General features: G+C 60.9%; 17 protein-coding genes. 12 read left to right on the top strand and 5 right to left on the bottom strand.

Annotated elements, in window-relative coordinates:
• Nucleotides 1-118: 118 nt before the first annotated feature.
• The 9 genes from HHL09_RS15455 (at nt 119) to HHL09_RS15415 (ending at nt 7,128) form a co-directional block, all read left to right on the top strand.
• On the top strand, nt 119-1,069 hold the full coding sequence (locus tag HHL09_RS15455) for a ring-cleaving dioxygenase (RefSeq protein WP_169455524.1): 951 nt from the start codon (nt 119-121) through the stop codon (nt 1,067-1,069).
• Between the two features lie 7 nt (nt 1,070-1,076).
• A complete protein-coding gene (locus HHL09_RS15450) occupies nt 1,077-1,715 on the top strand; it encodes an alpha/beta hydrolase (protein WP_169455523.1) in 639 nt (212 codons plus the stop codon).
• A gap of 49 nt (nt 1,716-1,764) precedes the next feature.
• On the top strand, nt 1,765-2,445 hold the full coding sequence (locus tag HHL09_RS15445; RefSeq protein WP_169455522.1) for a histidine phosphatase family protein: 681 nt from the start codon (nt 1,765-1,767) through the stop codon (nt 2,443-2,445).
• Nucleotides 2,446-2,458: 13 nt separating this feature from the next.
• The gene (gene rpiB / locus HHL09_RS15440) at nt 2,459-2,887 is read left to right on the top strand and encodes a ribose 5-phosphate isomerase B (protein ID WP_169455521.1); all 429 of its coding nucleotides are present in this window, start codon (nt 2,459-2,461) and stop codon (nt 2,885-2,887) included.
• Nucleotides 2,888-3,334, top strand: coding sequence for a YiiD C-terminal domain-containing protein (locus HHL09_RS15435; RefSeq protein ID WP_169455520.1), 447 nt, complete (start codon nt 2,888-2,890; stop codon nt 3,332-3,334).
• A 3-nt stretch (nt 3,335-3,337) separates the two neighbouring features.
• Nucleotides 3,338-4,633 (top strand): protein kinase, encoded by a 1,296-nt coding sequence (locus HHL09_RS15430; protein WP_169455519.1) that lies wholly within the window; start codon nt 3,338-3,340, stop codon nt 4,631-4,633.
• Nucleotides 4,634-4,674: 41 nt separating this feature from the next.
• The gene (locus tag HHL09_RS15425) at nt 4,675-5,748 is read left to right on the top strand and encodes a sensor histidine kinase (protein ID WP_169455518.1); all 1,074 of its coding nucleotides are present in this window, start codon (nt 4,675-4,677) and stop codon (nt 5,746-5,748) included.
• Entirely contained in the window at nt 5,741-6,409 is a 669-nt protein-coding gene (locus tag HHL09_RS15420; protein WP_169455517.1) for a response regulator, read from the top strand. The genes HHL09_RS15425 and HHL09_RS15420 overlap by 8 nt, the downstream gene beginning before the upstream one ends.
• A 275-nt stretch (nt 6,410-6,684) precedes the next feature.
• Nucleotides 6,685-7,128: a DUF5069 domain-containing protein gene (locus HHL09_RS15415; protein ID WP_169455516.1), complete on the top strand. Its 444-nt coding sequence runs from the start codon at nt 6,685-6,687 to the stop codon at nt 7,126-7,128.
• A gap of 1 nt (nt 7,129) precedes the next feature.
• Here HHL09_RS15415 and HHL09_RS15410 read toward each other — a convergent pair whose 3' ends face one another.
• The 3 genes from HHL09_RS15410 to trxA all read right to left on the bottom strand — a co-directional run bounded on the left by HHL09_RS15410 (nt 7,130) and on the right by trxA (nt 9,609).
• Nucleotides 7,130-7,936, bottom strand: a complete 807-nt coding sequence (locus HHL09_RS15410; protein WP_169455515.1) for a class I SAM-dependent methyltransferase — start codon at nt 7,934-7,936, stop codon at nt 7,130-7,132.
• A 51-nt stretch (nt 7,937-7,987) separates the two neighbouring features.
• Nucleotides 7,988-9,199 carry an MFS transporter gene (locus tag HHL09_RS15405; protein ID WP_169455514.1) on the bottom strand — a complete coding sequence of 404 codons (1,212 nt, stop codon included), beginning with the start codon at nt 9,197-9,199 and terminating at the stop codon, nt 7,988-7,990.
• Between the two features lie 92 nt (nt 9,200-9,291).
• Nucleotides 9,292-9,609 (bottom strand): thioredoxin, encoded by a 318-nt coding sequence (gene trxA / locus HHL09_RS15400; protein ID WP_169455513.1) that lies wholly within the window; start codon nt 9,607-9,609, stop codon nt 9,292-9,294.
• Between the two features lie 168 nt (nt 9,610-9,777).
• Between trxA and HHL09_RS15395 the strand changes: the two genes are divergently transcribed.
• The 3 genes from HHL09_RS15395 (at nt 9,778) to typA (ending at nt 13,484) form a co-directional block, all read left to right on the top strand.
• A complete protein-coding gene (locus HHL09_RS15395) occupies nt 9,778-10,359 on the top strand; it encodes a TetR/AcrR family transcriptional regulator (RefSeq protein WP_205760855.1) in 582 nt (193 codons plus the stop codon).
• A 169-nt stretch (nt 10,360-10,528) separates the two neighbouring features.
• A complete protein-coding gene (locus HHL09_RS15390; protein ID WP_169455511.1) occupies nt 10,529-11,431 on the top strand; it encodes a DUF7452 domain-containing protein in 903 nt (300 codons plus the stop codon).
• Between the two features lie 208 nt (nt 11,432-11,639).
• Nucleotides 11,640-13,484: a translational GTPase TypA gene (gene typA, locus HHL09_RS15385; protein ID WP_169455510.1), complete on the top strand. Its 1,845-nt coding sequence runs from the start codon at nt 11,640-11,642 to the stop codon at nt 13,482-13,484.
• A gap of 338 nt (nt 13,485-13,822) precedes the next feature.
• Here typA and HHL09_RS15380 read toward each other — a convergent pair whose 3' ends face one another.
• Together HHL09_RS15380 and HHL09_RS15375 are read right to left on the bottom strand one after the other, a co-directional pair.
• The gene (locus HHL09_RS15380; RefSeq protein WP_169455509.1) at nt 13,823-14,800 is read right to left on the bottom strand and encodes a hypothetical protein; all 978 of its coding nucleotides are present in this window, start codon (nt 14,798-14,800) and stop codon (nt 13,823-13,825) included.
• The gene (locus HHL09_RS15375) at nt 14,793-15,335 is read right to left on the bottom strand and encodes an RNA polymerase sigma factor (RefSeq protein WP_169455508.1); all 543 of its coding nucleotides are present in this window, start codon (nt 15,333-15,335) and stop codon (nt 14,793-14,795) included. The genes HHL09_RS15380 and HHL09_RS15375 overlap by 8 nt, the downstream gene beginning before the upstream one ends.
• Between the last annotated feature and the right edge of the window lie 55 nt (nt 15,336-15,390).

The raw sequence follows: 15,390 nt of genomic DNA, 5'->3' as shown, positions 1-15,390 counted from the left end.
GGCATTCCGGGATCATGCAAGGGGCCATGACGTCCGCGGAGGCATACGCGTTCGGCATGCTCAGTCACTAAAGCAGGCATTTCCCCAAAACCGTTCCGAGCGATAGTCTCAGCCAATCATGAAACGAGAAATCACCGGCATCCACCACGTCACCGCCATCGCCAGCGATCCGCAGCGGAATATCGACTTCTACGCGGGGTTGCTGGGTCTGCGCATGGTGAAGAAGACCGTGAACTTCGACGATCCCTCCGCCTACCACCTTTACTATGGGGATGAGAAGGGCTCGCCGGGCAGCATTGTCACCTTCTTCTACTGGCCGGGCCACGAAGCCCGCGGACGCCGCGGCAGCGGCCAGACCACCGCGCTGGTATTCTCGGCACCCGCAGGATCGCTCGACTATTGGACCGAGCGCCTGCAGCGGAATGGAGTCGCAGTGGAGCGCAAGAGCCGCTTCGGCGAGGAAGTGTTGTCCTTGGCAGATCCCGATGACATCCCCGTCGAGATCGTCGAGGTGGGCGATGATGCCCGTAGCGGATGGACTGCTCCGGGTATCCCGGAAGAGCATGCCCTGCGTGGCCTGCATACGGCGGAACTCACCGTCGGCTTCGCCTCGCCGACCGAAGGGCTGCTTTCGATCGAGATGGGCTTCCGCCTCGTCAAGCGTGAGGGCAACCGCGCCCGCTTCGAAGCAGGTCCCGGTGGTTCTGGCCATTACGCGGACGTGATCGAAGACAGCAAGGTCGCCCGCGGTACCGGCGGCTCCGGCACCATCCACCACATCGCCTGGAGCGTGCCGGATGACGAAACGGAACTCGCCAAGCAGAGTGAACTTGAGAAATCAGGCTACCATGTGTCCCCGGTAATGGACCGCGACTACTTCCACTCCATCTACTATCGCGAGCGCGGCGGCATCCTCTTTGAGATCGCCACCGAGACACCCGGTTTCGCCGTGGATGAGGCCCCGGAAGCACTTGGCACCGGCCTGAAGCTGCCGAAACAATTCACCGAACTGCGCCCGCGCATTGAGGCGATCCTGCCTCAGTTGCAAGCCGCCAAAACTTTCGCCTGATACGACCATGACTCTTCACGATCCAAGCCGGACTCTGAAACGCGGCACCCCGCTCAACAAGGCACAGGCCGCCCTGATCCTGATCCACGGCCGTGGGGCCGATGCGGAAGACATCGCCGGATTGGCGAGCTATCTTCCCTCTCAGGGCCTCGCGGTGTTGGCGCCGGAAGCCCAGGGACACACTTGGTATCCGCAGCGCTTCTTCGTGCCGCTCCAAGAGAATGAACCGTGGCTGAGCAGCGGGCTGGAGCTCATTGACAAGCTGGTGTCCGATATCCACGCCGCAGGCATTCCGCACGAGAGAATTGGCATCGCCGGCTTTTCGCAGGGCGGCTGCCTCGCGCTCGAGTATGCCCTCCGCAATCCTCGCCGCTATGGCTTCATCGCAGGGATGAGCAGCGCCTTGATCGGCCCGCTCAAGACTCCGCGCGCCAAGGCCGACCTGCAAGGAACGCCAGTCCTCATCGCCTGCGCCGAGAATGACGCCCACATTCCCCTGCCTTTCGTGGAGGAAAGCGCGGAGATCCTTGCGGCCTCCGGCACCGACCTCACCAAGCAGATTTTCCGGGGCTATGACCACACGGTCTTTCCCGAGGAGATCCAGTGGCTGGGCAGCCAGCTGGAGGCTTGGGCGCCTCATGTATGAGGCCCTCGCGGATTGCCATCCCGGGAAGGAAATGCCTTCCTTCCCGGGCATGTCCATCACGCGCATTTTCCTGATCCGCCACGGGGCGACGGTCCTGACCGCGGAAGACCGCTTCGCCGGTGCTACCGATGTGGAGCTTTCCGACGAAGGCCGCGGCCAAGTAAGCCGCTTGGCTGAACGACTGAGCCTCATTCCCGTGGATGCCGTTTACGCTTCGCCCCTCGGACGCACGATGGAAACCGCCCGCATCCTGGCGAGCCCGCACAACATCGGGGTTCAGGCCCGCGAAGGCCTCCGCGAAATTTCCCACGGCCACTGGGAGCAACTCACCCGCCAGGAAGTGGAAGACAAATATCCCGCCGAAGCGGCTGCATGGGACCAGGATCCCTACACCTTCGCGCCTGAGGGTGGCGAAAGCGGACTCGAGGTTACCGCACGGGCCCTGCCTGCCCTGCTGGACATCGTGAAGCGCCACCAAGGCAAGCCGGTGATCGTGGTCTCCCACAAGGCGACGATCCGCCTGCTTCTCAGCTCTCTGTTAGGCTTCGACCCCCGCCGCTACCGGGACAACCTCGACCAAGACCCGGCCGCGCTGAACATCGTGGACTTCAAGGATCCGGTCCGCGCGCGCCTGATGCTCTTCAACGATAGCTCCCACTACTCGGAGTCCGGCCTCGCGATCCCCGACATCGCCAGCGCTTGCCTCTCGAAGTGGTGGGGTGGACATTGATTCCCTTCCGATCATGAAAATCGCCATCGGTTCCGATCACGCGGGCTACCACTACAAGCAGGAGATCATCGCGCACCTGAAGAACGCCGGCCATGAGGTCGCGGACTTCGGCACGGACTCCGAGGCTTCGGTGGACTATCCGAAATTTATTCGCCCCGTGGCGGAAGCGGTGGCGCGCGGCGAATACGAGCGCGGGATCGTGCTAGGCGGTTCGGGCAATGGCGAGGCGATCGCCGCCAACCGCGTCAAGGGGGTGCGCTGCGGCCTCTGCTGGAATACCGAGTCCGCACGGCTCACCCGCTTGCACAACAACGCGAACGTCCTTTCGCTCGGCGAGCGCATGATGCCCTTGGAGACCGCTCTCGAAATCGTGGACGTCTTCCTTGCCACGGCCTTCGAAGGCGGCAGACACCTCGCGCGGATCCAACAACTGGACGAGTGAATGAAGGATGAAGCGCGCCTGAAGGAGACCGAAGCTTTCCTTCACCAGCAAATCCCCATCACCAAGACGATGGGTGTCCGCGTGGATACCTACGATGAGGAGAAGCTGGTGCTGAGCGCACCCTTGGAGGTGAATCACAATCACCTCGGCACCGCCTTCGGCGGCAGCCTTGTCGCGATTGCCACACTCGCAGGCTATAGCACGCTATGGCTGGAGCTCGGCAATCGCGAGGCGCACATCGTGGTGAGGAAGAGCGAGATGGACTATCGCCATCCGGTGAAGGGTGACATCGTCGCGACCTGCAAACGCCCTGGCGCTTCGGCCATCGCTTCGTTCCGGAAGAAGTTCGAGCGTACCGGCAAGGCGCGCATCAAATTGCATGTGACAATGGACGAGGACGGCCAGACCTGCGCGAGCTTCGAAGGCACCTTTGTCGCCATCCTTTGAACGATGGACACGCTGGCACAAGTGCGCAACGGCCAGCTTGCCGGTGCCACTCGCCTGGATCTCTCCTGCGGTCTCACTGAAATCCCTCCGGAGATCTTCGAGCTCGCAGAGACGCTCGAGATCCTGAACCTCTCTGGCAATTGCCTGCATGATCTCCCGCAGGACTTGGCTCGGCTCAAGAAGCTCCGCATTCTCTTTTGCTCTCAGAACAACTTCGAGCATTTACCCGATGTGATCGGCAACTTGCCCTCGCTGCAAATGCTCGGTTTCAAGTCGAACCGGATCGCACGGGTGGATGAAGCTTCGCTGCCTCCCTCCTTGCGTTGGCTCATTCTTACCGACAACCGGATCGAGCAACTCCCCTCCTCCATCGGGAAGTGCCTGCCACTGCAAAAGCTGATGCTTGCGGGCAATCGCCTCAGTCGTCTGCCCGAAGAGATGGCGCGCTGCGTGAACCTCGAATTGATCCGGCTCGCCGCGAACCAGTTCGAAGTGCTGCCCGATTGGCTCTTTCATCTTCCGAAGCTCTCTTGGCTGGCCTACTCGGGGAATCCGGTGGCCGCGGACGCAACAGGCAGCCGCGCCGGTTCGATCGCCTGGGATGAGTTGGAACTGATGGAGAAGCTTGGCGAAGGAGCCTCCGGAGTTATTTCGCGAGCCCGATGGCAAAACGGCAGCCGCCATGTCGCCGTGAAGATCTTCAAGGGCGAGATGACAAGCGATGGCCTGCCCGCCAGTGAAAAGGCCGCCTGTCTCGCCGCCGGCGCACATCCTCATCTGGTGCCGGTGATCGCGGAACTTGCGTCACATCCGGAAGACGCTTCCGGCCTGGTCATGGAATGGATCGGAGGCGGCTTCACGAATCTGGCGGGCCCGCCGGATTTCCAAAGCTGCACGCGGGACGTATATGCGGAGGACATCCGCTTTCCGCCTTCCGTTCTCCTGAAGATCGCCAGAGGCATCGCGGAGGCCGCGCGAGCCTTGCACGCGAAGGGCATCATGCATGGCGACCTCTATGCTCACAATATTCTGCGGGATGAGGAAGGTCATGCACTGCTGGGCGACTTCGGCGCGGCTACCTTTCACGGCAGAACGGATCGCCTGGCAGAGAAGCTGGAAGTCCGCGCCTTCGGCTGCCTGCTTGAGGAACTGCTGGAGCGCTGGGAAGGAAGCAAGGCGCCGGAAGAACTGCGGGACCTCGTCCGGCATTGCATGGATCCGGAGGTCGCCAGACGACCCGGATTCCCGGAGATCACAGTCTTGCTAGGTGCATTCGGATTGCCTTCGGGGCCGATTTGAAGTGTTCTATGGCAACGACTTCCCCGGCCGGATTGCTCCCGATGGCTGCTTCCCAGGAACCCCCGAAACCATCCGCCTCCTTTTGGAAAGCTCCACCGCAGTGGTTCGCCGTTCTCATCGGGACCCTGATCATCCTGGGCATCGGCTCGGTCGATATGGTGATCACGCCGCAACTCGGCAGCGCCTTTTTCTACCTGCTTCCCGTGCTCTACGTGAGCCGCCATGCGAGCTGGAGAGCCGCCCTTGCCTGCGCGGTTCTCGCCTGCCTGGTCTCCCTGAATGCGGACATCATCACCGAGAGGCCGGGGACGCCCATGTATTTGCCCTTCGCCAACGCGGCACTTCGTCTGGGCGTGCTGCTCATCGTCGTCCGGCTCGTCGATTCCCTGCGCTCGCTCAATGACTCGCTGGAAGCCCGCGTGCGGGACCGCACCGCGCGCCTCCAGGCGGAAGTCCGGGAGCGACTGAAGCTGGAAAATCACATCCTGGAAATCCGCGAGACCGAACAAGCCCGCATCGGCCAGGACATCCATGACGGCCTCTGCCAGCATCTGGTCGCCACTGCTTTCTCCACCAGCATGCTACAGCGCAAGCTGGAGGAACAGGGCAGCACCGAGTCGGGTGACGCCACGGAAATCGTGGGGCTTATCGATGATGCGATCACGCAGGCCCGCGACGTGGCCAAAGGGCTCTATCCGGTGCGGCTCGATGAAGAGGGGCTTGAGACCGCCTTGCTGGCGCTTGCAAACGGAGCCTCCAAGCGCACTGGGCTCCGCTGCTCGGTAAGCGTCGCGGAACTGCCATCCGCCCTGAGTGAAGGAACAGCGGTCCAACTTTACCGCATCGCCCAAGAGGCGGTGAACAATACCCTGAAGCATGCAGACGCCAGCGAACTCGACATCGAATTCGAATCCTCGATCGACTCGTTCGACCTCAGGATCCGTGACAACGGGAAAGGCATGAAAGCCGAAGCCCGCTCCGGGCTGGGCATGGGGTTGCACATCATGGAATATCGTGCGAAAGCCATCGGAGCAAAACTGGAGATCGCCCCCAATAATGGCCGCGGCGTGATCGTGCGCTGCGTTTCCAACCATGATTCCCCTGACCATGAGTGAGTCCTCATCCGTCGTTCGCATCGTGATCGTGGACGATCATCCGATGGTCCGCGAACGGCTCGCGGAAGTGATCAACCGCGAGGCGGACATGAAAGTTTGCGGCGAGGCGGAGGATCGTGCCGGTGCTCTCGAATTGATCGGCAAGGAGGCCCCGACGCTGGCGATTGTCGATCTCTCGCTCCGTCGCTCGAACGGCTTGGATCTGATCAAGGACTTGCGGGTGATGTATCCGGATGTCCGGGTCCTGGTGGTCTCGATGCAAGAGGAGAACCTTTATGCAGAGCGGGTGATCCGCGCCGGGGCCCATGGTTACATCACCAAACAGGAAGCCACCCGCAAGATCTTGGAAGCCATCCGCCAGGTACTGGATGGCAAGGTCTTCCTGAGCGAGGCCCTCTCCGCGGAGATGCTTTCCCGCATGGTCGGAAAGCCCAAGACAACCCCCGGAATTTCATTCGAGCTGCTCACGGACCGGGAACTCCAGGTCTTCGATCTGGTGGGACAGGGCTTCGGCACACGGCAGATCGCGGAGCAACTGGGAGTCGATGTGAAAACGATCGAAACTTATCGCGCGAGAATTAAGGATAAGTTGGAACTAAAGGACGCCTCCGAGCTCTTAAGAAAGGCAATTGCTTGGAAACTGGACCATCCGACGACCTGACTCCCCTCACGTAGTGCATTCCACTACAATGACATCGGGGTTTACCCACTGCTAACAATCATCGCCGGGCCTGATAGATCTTTTTTGATAGATAGGGCATGCTTTGCACAGATTCATCGGTGCGCCTGCCCTACACCGGCCCGGGGGGGACACGGAGAGGGCAGGCCTCCGATGTGATTTTTCTCTTTCCTCCGTTCTTACCGCGGAGATCGGAGCCGGCCACCGCTCAATCCGGCTTTACTCGTGCAATGGCCCCACGAAGCTTGGCGGCGCCCATGAGTGCGACTCTCATCCCCGGTCTCCGCAGTCCCTACGATCAGGTGAGTGGCTTCGTCCACTTCGGTCGGATGCTGGATAAGATCCGCCTCGATTCGAAGGCCGCGCTGCCGCCGCTCTGGGCAGAGGTCCGGGGAATCAAGGGTGGCTTTGATCAGCGCTGCTGTTCCTTTCTCGGGATTGATTACAGCGCCCTGGAAGCACGCGTGCTGAAGGGCGGAAGCGATGAGGAGATTTTGGAATGGGCCTTCGAGAAAGGCCGGAAGCCTTCCGGCGAGGAGATCGAAGTTTGGAACGGCTTCATGATGAAGCTCGGCTGGCGCGATGCAACCGCTGCACGCGTGCATTTTCGGTTGGCGGAATCCGGATTTCCGGAGGACGCGGCACTGACGATGTTCGACTTCATCGATCTCGATGAAGGACGGCCGGTGCGGTGGAGCTAGCTCAGACAACACCGATCCTCACGCGCGAGCACCACAGCCATCGCTTGGCCTGGGGCATGAGAGCGGTCGCAAGCTCGCGGAAACGATCGATGCCCATATCAGCTTCGTTGAAACCGGCTTTCAGCACGGTCTGCACGCTGCCTTGGCTGAAGAGCAGCCCCACAAGGCGCGCTGCGTCTCCCTGTTCCTCGTGATGGAGTAGAACCTCACGTGTCCAACGAAAGGCTCCGCTCGATCTCATGCGATCCAGATGGCCGGACTTCTCTTGAAACTTGATGCCTTCGGAAAGGGCGTGTGCCCGTTCCATTTCACGACCGCGCTGGTCGCAGGCTTGATAGGCTTGATCGAGTTCCCAGACTCCCGTAACCGGCGGCCAATCATAATCGCAGGCCGCGAAAACACCTCCCGGCCTAAGGATACGCTTCGCCTCCTTGAAAGTCCCCTGCGGATCCATCCAGTGCAGCGCCTGCGAGCACACCACGATCGAAGCACTCCCATCGGGAAGTCCGGTGTCATGGGAAAAGCCGCGACGATAAGAAACGCCTGCCCCGCCGTGACGTTCCGCTTCCTCACGCATGGCATCGGTGGGTTCGATGCCGATGACTTCCCTTACCTTCCCGCTCCAGTAGCGGGTGGAGAGACCGGTGCCGCTGCCAAGATCGACGACAGTGCTGCTTTTATGAGCGCGGGCGACTTCGAGCAGCAGGCCTGAGAGCGCTTCGGGCAGAGTCGGGCGAAAGGCGTCGTAGTGACCGGCGAAACCCGTGAAGCGCTTGATGTTCGTAGCAAAGTCCGCGTCGTCCGACATGCGGCGACGATGGCCCCGATGGGCGGGGATGCAAGTGACGGTCCGAAGCACTTAAAGCCCACCGCTACACTCGACGATCCCGGCGGGGCACTCCTTCGACCGGCGGGCGAACATGAGGACGACCGAAAGAATCACCGCGATGCCGACCACTCCTGCGGCAGCCCACCCGACAAAAGACAGGCCATAATGGTCAATGACGCGGCCCCCAACCATCGCACCCAAGCCGATGCCCATATTGGCACCAGAGATATTCAGCGAAGCCCCGAGGGCTGCATTGGCGGAAGCCGACTTCATCACGCGGACGTGCGACACCGTAAAAAGCGCTGCTTGAGCTGTGCCCCAGATGCCAAGCACCACCGCTAGCCAACCAAAAGACTGCACCACCGGAACCACCGAGATCATGGCGATGGCGATCGGGATCGAGAAGGTAATCGAGGCTCCCAAGGCGCTGCGATCCACTAAACGGCCCCCGAGCCAATTCCCCAGCAGGCCCATCCCGCCGAAGCCCATGAGGATCCAGCCCACCGTGGCCCCATCAAAATGACCAAGTCGCTCAAGGATATCGGCCAGATAGGTGTAGGAAGTGAACATCCCTGCAAAAACCAGCAGGGAAAGCAACACGTGCCCCGCGATCATCGGATCTCGCAGAATACTCATCTGCTTCAAGACGGAGGCCTCCTCCTTTTTTCCGGCCATGCTTGGCAGGAAGAAGAACAAGAGTGCTGCTTTCGCGAAGGCCAAGGCGGCAAGACTTCCGAAAGCCACCCGCCAGCCGAAGGCATCCGCCACCAAGGTCCCGATCGGAATGCCGAAGATGGTTGCCGCCACCACGCCAAAGGAGACCATCGAGATCGCCTTCCCTGCCTTCTCCGGGCCGGTGATCTGGACCGCGGTCTCACTCGCCAGTGCCCAAAAGATCGGCAGCATTACCGCCGGGATAAACCGGGCGAAGGCCATCACGCCGAAATTCGCAGATAGCGCGGCCAACAAATTGGAAACCGAGAAGAGCACCAAGGTCGCGACGAAAAGCCGCTTCCGTTCGAAGCGCGAAGCAAAGGCCGTCAGCGGCGGTCCGACCGCCGCTACGGTAAAGGCGAAGAGCGTCACCAGCAGCCCCGCAGTGGGGACGCTTACGCGGAGATCACGGGCCATCGCGGGAAGCAGACCCACGATAATGAATTCCGTGGTTAGCACCGTGAAGCCCGCCGCGGAAAGAAGGAAGATGGGCAGCAGCGAGCGGCTACCTTTGCCAAGGTCATTCATCGGGATCAGAGACAAAAAAGGCGGTCATCAGCCCGCGCGGCGACCCTGCGCTCGCACGGGCTGAAGTCCACCTTTCATTCCAAGCTAGGGGCTCATGCTGCCGCTAGAGCCTCTGTCAGGACGCGCTTGTCCTGCAGGCCGCGGAAGACATTCACCGGTTTGCCGTCCTTGAAGATAATCAGCGTCGGGATCGCTTGGACGCCAAAGCGTCGGGCGAGCTCGATATTATCGGAAATATCCACTTTCGCCACGAGGGCCTTTCCCTCGTTTTCTGCAGCGATCTCCTCGACGACCGGGCCAATCATTTTGCAGGGACCGCACCAGTCGGCCCAGAAGTCGACGAGGACGGGCTGCGTCGTGCCGGAGATGGCGGCATCGAAGGACTCAGTGGTAAGCGCAATGGCTTTCATGGTTTTACCTGGTTGTGTTCGCCCGGGAGGTAGCGCCTGCGGCCGAAGGGCCGGAAGTTTCTCACCCGAGACTTTTGTAACGAACGGTATTGATGTAACATATGGACAAAACTCCGTCAAGGGAGTTTTTTACCGCCAAGTATGGAAGTTCGCAGACCCTCATCCTCAATGGGCCGTCCACGGGAGTTTGATCCTGATGAGGCCTTGGAGAAGGCGCTGCGCGTCTTCTGGGCGAAGGGATACGAGGGAACTTCGATGACCGACCTCACGGAGGCGATGGGAATCAACAAGCCGAGCCTCTATGCAGCCTTCGGAAACAAGGAGGCCCTCTTCCGCAAGGCCCTAGATCGATATTCAACAGGCCCGGGAGCCTATATTCCCAAGGCTTTTGAAGCGCCGACCGCAAAGGAAGTGGCGGAAAAGCTCCTCGATGGTGCGGCTTGGGTGCTAGGAAACCCGGCGAATCCGGGGGGCTGCCTGACCATCCAAGGAGCACTGGTCTGTGGCGACGAGGCTGCAGCGGTAAAGAATCAGCTGATTTCCCTGCGGAGCGGAACATTCGAAACGATGGCGCGGCGCTTTGAGCAGGCGAAGCAAGCGGGGGAATTTTCCACCGAGGTGGATCCTTTCCGCCTGGCCCGCTATATCTCCGCGGTCGTCCAAGGCATGTCCGTGCAGTCGGCCAGCGGAGCGACCTACGAGGACCTGAAAGGAGTTGCAGATCAGGCGATGATGGCTTGGCCGGCGTAAATCGCGACCCGGTTCACCCGGCCTGTTCAAAACGAAATTTACGGCTCGTCGGATCGAATTCCCGACAACCTTATCCGTCGCAGAAACCCGCTCGGTTTCAAAAAACAAGGGTATTGACCCGAGTCATAACTTCCACATAGGAAGGCCTTTGCGGCGTAATCCGCGATTTATGAAATTACATCCTACTCTTCCTTCATGGTTGTCCTCCGGGCTCGTCCCGTTCGCCTTGGCCTGCCTGCTGTTCACAGCCTCTCCGGCGACGGCAGCTGGAGCTGCAGCGAAGATCTATCGCTTCACCTCTGCCCCGAGCAATACATCCGGTAGCCTGCTCACCTTGGAACATCCGGCACTGAACGGAAAATCCACTCTTCGCCCGGTCATTACCCAATATTCGACCGGCGTCGCCAATCCCCATCCGGTCGGAGTGCTTTACAGCAATCTGTTCAAGAAATGGCAGATCGTGAACGAGGATGGCGAGGACATCCCCGCGAACGCGAATTTCAACGTCATGATCCTGCCGACTACCAAACCGGTCGGCGTGGGACCTGCGAATCTGGACGGGAATCTGGCGTTCTTCACCATCCAGAAGAACAACGCGCAAGCGAGGCTTCTGGCGACCCACATGTGCAATCCTTACCCGACCTTGCAACCTGGCATGCAGCGTAACGTGATGGGTCTCTTCTACATCCCGGCGGGCTCGCGTGCACCGCAAAGCTCGGCGAGATGGGCCCTTTTCCAAGAAAACGGACAGGCTCAAACTGTGTCGACCTACCATATCGCGGACGTTACCAACCTTGCCGTGGCAAAGGCTCCCATCTCGTTCCGCCACACCGCCGCCGCGGCCAATACCACCGGAAGTGAAACCGTCATCACCAATCCCCTCACCGATGGGAAGCCGGATGCCGTCCTTTTCATCCAGCACGTATTCACCGAGGCCGCCCCGAAGAACGTCGATGAATCGCTGGGGGTGCGCTACACGGACGGAAAATGGCGCATCTTCGTCCAAGATGGCGGTGCCCTGCCCGTCACTTCGGAGTTCGTCGTGGCAGCCTTCCCGGGCGTGAGCCCTTGAGAAGGCCCTCGTGACTTGCCGCCGGAGCCCGGGGGAAACCTCGGGTTCCGGTAGCCGCCCTTCCGAATCCGGAAAATTGCGCGGATCCCGCACCTTTTGTGCCTCTTGACTTCCTTCGGCGGCTGGAACGTCACATGCTTCCCCCTTGCCAATTCGGGGAAAAGCGTCCATAGCCCCGCCCCGCCCTTGTCCAGGGCCCCGCCGCGCCATGTCCTTGAAGATCCGCAACCTCGCCATTATCGCCCACGTTGACCACGGGAAAACCACGCTCGTGGACCAACTCCTGCAGGCCGGCGGAACCTACCGTGACAACCAAGCCCAGCAAGAGCGTGCCATGGACTCCATGGACCTCGAAAAGGAAAAGGGGATCACCATCAAGGCCAAGAACACTTCCATTCACTGGGAAGGCTACACGATCAACATCGTGGACACCCCTGGCCACGCCGACTTCGGCGCGGAAGTGGAGCGCGTGATGAAGATGGTGGACGGCGTGCTTCTCGTGGTGGACGCCTCCGGCGGACCTCAGGCACAGACCCGCTTCGTGCTCCGCAAGGCGATGCAGGAAGGCCTCAAGCCGATCGTGGTGGTCAACAAGATCGACCGCCCGCTCGCTACGCCGTTGAAGGTTCACGATCAGGTGCTGGAGCTGCTGCTCGACCTGGATGCAGACGAAGAGCAGTTCAATGCTCCCTTCTGTTACGGCTCCGCCCGCGACGGCTACTTCATGGATCACCCGGATGACGAGCGGAAGGACTGCGTGCCGCTCCTCAAGAAGATCATCGAGCACATCCCTGCCCCAAAAGCCGATCCGGAGGCTCCTTTCCTCATGCTCGTCTCTAACATCGAGTGGGACGACTACGTGGGTCGTGTCGCGGTGGGCAAGGTCCTCGGTGGCAGCGTGAAAAAAGGCGACACCGTCTGGCTGCTCCGCGAGGACGGCACCAAGACGCAATCGAAGGTGATGAAGACCTTCAGCTACTCCGGTCTGGCGACCACCGACTCGGAAGGCTGCAGCGCCGGTGGCATCGTCGGCGTCGCCGCTGGCATCGAGAACGTGAATATCGGCGAGACCCTCGCAGGTTCCGCAGATCAAGAGCCGCTTCCCTTCGTCGCAATCGACCCTCCAACCGTGTCGATGCAGTTCTCCATCAATGACGGCCCGCTGGCCGGCAAGGAAGGCAAGCATGTGACCTCCCGCGCCATCCGCGATCGCCTGATGCGCGAGTTGAAGACCAACATCTCCATCACCGTCGAAGACACCGACACCTCCGGCGTCTTCAACGTCTCCGCCCGCGGTGCCATGCAGATCGCCGTGCTGGTCGAACAGATGCGCCGCGAAGGCTTCGAGGTTCTCGTCTCCCGCCCGGTGGTGATTTTCCGCCGCGATGAAGCAGGCAAGGTGCTTGAGCCCTTCGAGACACTCTATGTGGAAGCTCCCGGCGACTACACCCAAGGGATCCTGAAGATCCTCATGAACCGCAAGGGCATGATGGAGCACATGGACACCGAGGCCAGCGGCCGCGTCTTCATCCAGGCAAATATCCCGACTCGTGGCCTGATCGGCTTCGAAACCGAGCTGGTCAACCTGACCTCCGGCCACGGCATCATGAGCCACCTCTTCAAGGAATACGCTCCACACGCGGGCGAAATCCAGAACCGCACGACTGGCACGCTGGTCTCGATGGATTCAGGAGCTGCCACTCCTTACTCGCTCCAGATGCTTGAAGACCGGGGCGTGCTCTTCGTCGCCCCTGGCGATGCCGTCTACGAGGGCATGCTGGTGGGTGAAAATCCGCGCGTGGGTGACCTGCCAGTCAACCCTGTGAAGGAGAAGCACCTCGATAACATGCGCTCCGCCGGCAAGGACAAGACCTCCAAGCTGACCCCTGCGATCCGCTTCTCGCTCGAGCGCGCCATCGAATACATCGATGCCGACGAGCTCGTGGAAGCCACCCCGCAGAACATCCGCTTGCGCAAGCGCATTCTGGACGCCAACGCCCGCAAGCGTGCTGCCAAGGGCATCGCCTACGAGGACCGCAGCAACCGCGGCTGAAGCCCCGCTTCCCAAAGCCTTCCCCGCACAGGCCGTCCTTTCACGAGGACGGCCTGTCGTCTTTTCGGGGAAACTTGGCAGAGGGCAAGAACGGGCATCCCGCTGGGAACAAGCGACATTTTCACCTACGATCGCCAAGCCTCGGGAGCTGAAGCGCTGCTACTCCGGACCGATGGCAGCATGGCCCCTTGAAAATCGAAAAGGACGGGCGCGTGCCCTTGGGCAGGAAGGACTACTTCGATCCCTCTCAGCCGATCTGGAGTGACACCAAGCCGGACCCAAGATGGCCGGCGAAATGATCAGCGCGCCTGATTGGAGCCGCTGGAAGCCCCGTCAGCTCAGAACAGATCCTTCAGCCTCTGGGCATCGATCTTGTTCTCGCCCATGAGGACGTAGACCCATTCGTCGTCGGCCCAGCGTGCAACGGACCATTTGCCGTGCTTGCTGATGTCCGGCTCGCCCTTCTCGGGCAGTCGGCACTTCACGTCGCAGCGCTTGAAGGCGACGAGGTGAACGAGGTCATCCTCTTGCTTGAAGCAGACGAGGGCACCGCGCTTGCCATCGATCTTCAGCTCTCGGCAACCGAGTCCCGGCACGTCCTTGAGCCCTTTGGGAAGGCAGGCATTCGGGCAAGGCAGCTTGGCAGCCTTGAGGTGCTCGAAGAGCGCATGATGATCCGGATTCTTTAGGTCCAGCGTGAAGCGCGGGTCCTCATAGGTATCGATGAAGCCGGTCTCGACCTTGCTGATGCTGATCGTGCTGACCGGGATCGTACCGACGTTGCCAGCGGGAAGATCATCATTGGAAGCCAAGCGAGCCCTCTTCGCTGGAGCCTCGTTCTGCGCGAGTCCACTTGTCGAAGTCACCACGGCATCCGGCCGACCTCCGACGAAGGCAAAAGCGATCCCTGCGGCGGCGGCCAAAGGCGCCCCCCAGAGCCAGGTCCACTTCCAGGAACGGCGCGGTGCGGCGGTGCGCTGCATCGCAGCCAAGATCTCGCAGCGGAGACCAGCAGGCGGGCAAATTGCGGCCATCGCTCCCATCAGTGAGTGATCGAAGGCATCCGGACGGGGCGTCAGATCACCGCGCTCCATCGCGAGGCCGGTGAGAATCTCCTCTCGCAACTCCCCGGGAATCACGACCGCATTGAGAGCCGTGGCGAAATCCGCATCCTGCGAGCGCTCATGGGCCAGCCACTCGCCAAGTTCACGATCCTTCGCGGCCCAAGCCAACGCCTCGGCGAAATCCGGGTTTCCGGCGTCCGCGCCATCAGGGCGGAAACAACGGAGAATGAAGCGGGCTTCCTCCTTATCCATGTCTGAGTGCCTCCGGTTGAAGTTGAAGGATGTTTTTGGGTGCGCTGGACGGCTCGGCGGTCATGCGGCGGCGGAGCATCTCCTTCGCTCTTGAAATGCGGGACATCACGGTGCCGATCGGCACGTCGAGGATCTCGGCAATTTCCTTGTAGCTGTGTTGCTGGAGGTAGAAGAGGGCCAGTGGGGATCGGAAAGTTTCATCAAGCTCGCCAAGCAGTTCGAGCGCCCGCTGGCCATCCATCTGGCGTTCGGTGTCGTCCTCCTCGGAGCAAATGCGGCCTGCCACCGCTTCGGTCAGCTCCTCGTCGGTGTAGCGCTTCGCCTTGCGGGCATGGGCTAGGAACTCGCGGTGCAGGGTGGTGAAGAGCCAAGTCTTCGCCTTGTCCCGCTCCTTCAGCTGGTGCCCCTTCTGGGCCCAGATGCAGAAGGTCTGCTGGACAAGGTCCGCCGCCGTGTCCGCACTTTTCGAGAGGGACATCGCGAAGCGATAGAGCGCCTCGTAATGCGAGTCGACAAGTTGCTGGAATTCCGACATTTGCTGATCTTGGGAGACCTACCCAATGGAGTTATTCCACAATTTTCCATCGCCA

This window comes from Luteolibacter luteus, from assembly GCF_012913485.1.
Taxonomy (GTDB): domain Bacteria; phylum Verrucomicrobiota; class Verrucomicrobiia; order Verrucomicrobiales; family Akkermansiaceae; genus Haloferula; species Haloferula lutea.
This window is presented reverse-complemented; position numbering and strand designations above follow the sequence as displayed.

Excerpts from the sequence above, each read along its gene's own strand:
- HHL09_RS15375 (WP_169455508.1), bottom strand. The coding sequence starts at position 15,335 with ATGTCGGAATTCCAGCAACTTGTCGACTCGCATTACGAGGCGCTCTAT.
- HHL09_RS15395 (WP_205760855.1), top strand. The coding sequence starts at position 9,778 with ATGGGCCGTCCACGGGAGTTTGATCCTGATGAGGCCTTGGAGAAGGCG.
- HHL09_RS15430 (WP_169455519.1), top strand. The coding sequence starts at position 3,338 with ATGGACACGCTGGCACAAGTGCGCAACGGCCAGCTTGCCGGTGCCACT.
- HHL09_RS15410 (WP_169455515.1), bottom strand. The coding sequence starts at position 7,936 with ATGTCGGACGACGCGGACTTTGCTACGAACATCAAGCGCTTCACGGGT.
- HHL09_RS15455 (WP_169455524.1), top strand. The coding sequence starts at position 119 with ATGAAACGAGAAATCACCGGCATCCACCACGTCACCGCCATCGCCAGC.
- HHL09_RS15380 (WP_169455509.1), bottom strand. The coding sequence starts at position 14,800 with ATGGATAAGGAGGAAGCCCGCTTCATTCTCCGTTGTTTCCGCCCTGAT.
- HHL09_RS15405 (WP_169455514.1), bottom strand. The coding sequence starts at position 9,199 with ATGAATGACCTTGGCAAAGGTAGCCGCTCGCTGCTGCCCATCTTCCTT.
- HHL09_RS15390 (WP_169455511.1), top strand. The coding sequence starts at position 10,529 with ATGAAATTACATCCTACTCTTCCTTCATGGTTGTCCTCCGGGCTCGTC.
- HHL09_RS15450 (WP_169455523.1), top strand. The coding sequence starts at position 1,077 with ATGACTCTTCACGATCCAAGCCGGACTCTGAAACGCGGCACCCCGCTC.
- rpiB (WP_169455521.1), top strand. The coding sequence starts at position 2,459 with ATGAAAATCGCCATCGGTTCCGATCACGCGGGCTACCACTACAAGCAG.
- typA (WP_169455510.1), top strand. The coding sequence starts at position 11,640 with ATGTCCTTGAAGATCCGCAACCTCGCCATTATCGCCCACGTTGACCAC.
- HHL09_RS15445 (WP_169455522.1), top strand. The coding sequence starts at position 1,765 with ATGTCCATCACGCGCATTTTCCTGATCCGCCACGGGGCGACGGTCCTG.
- trxA (WP_169455513.1), bottom strand. The coding sequence starts at position 9,609 with ATGAAAGCCATTGCGCTTACCACTGAGTCCTTCGATGCCGCCATCTCC.
- HHL09_RS15420 (WP_169455517.1), top strand. The coding sequence starts at position 5,741 with ATGAGTGAGTCCTCATCCGTCGTTCGCATCGTGATCGTGGACGATCAT.
- HHL09_RS15425 (WP_169455518.1), top strand. The coding sequence starts at position 4,675 with ATGGCTGCTTCCCAGGAACCCCCGAAACCATCCGCCTCCTTTTGGAAA.
- HHL09_RS15435 (WP_169455520.1), top strand. The coding sequence starts at position 2,888 with ATGAAGGATGAAGCGCGCCTGAAGGAGACCGAAGCTTTCCTTCACCAG.
- HHL09_RS15415 (WP_169455516.1), top strand. The coding sequence starts at position 6,685 with ATGAGTGCGACTCTCATCCCCGGTCTCCGCAGTCCCTACGATCAGGTG.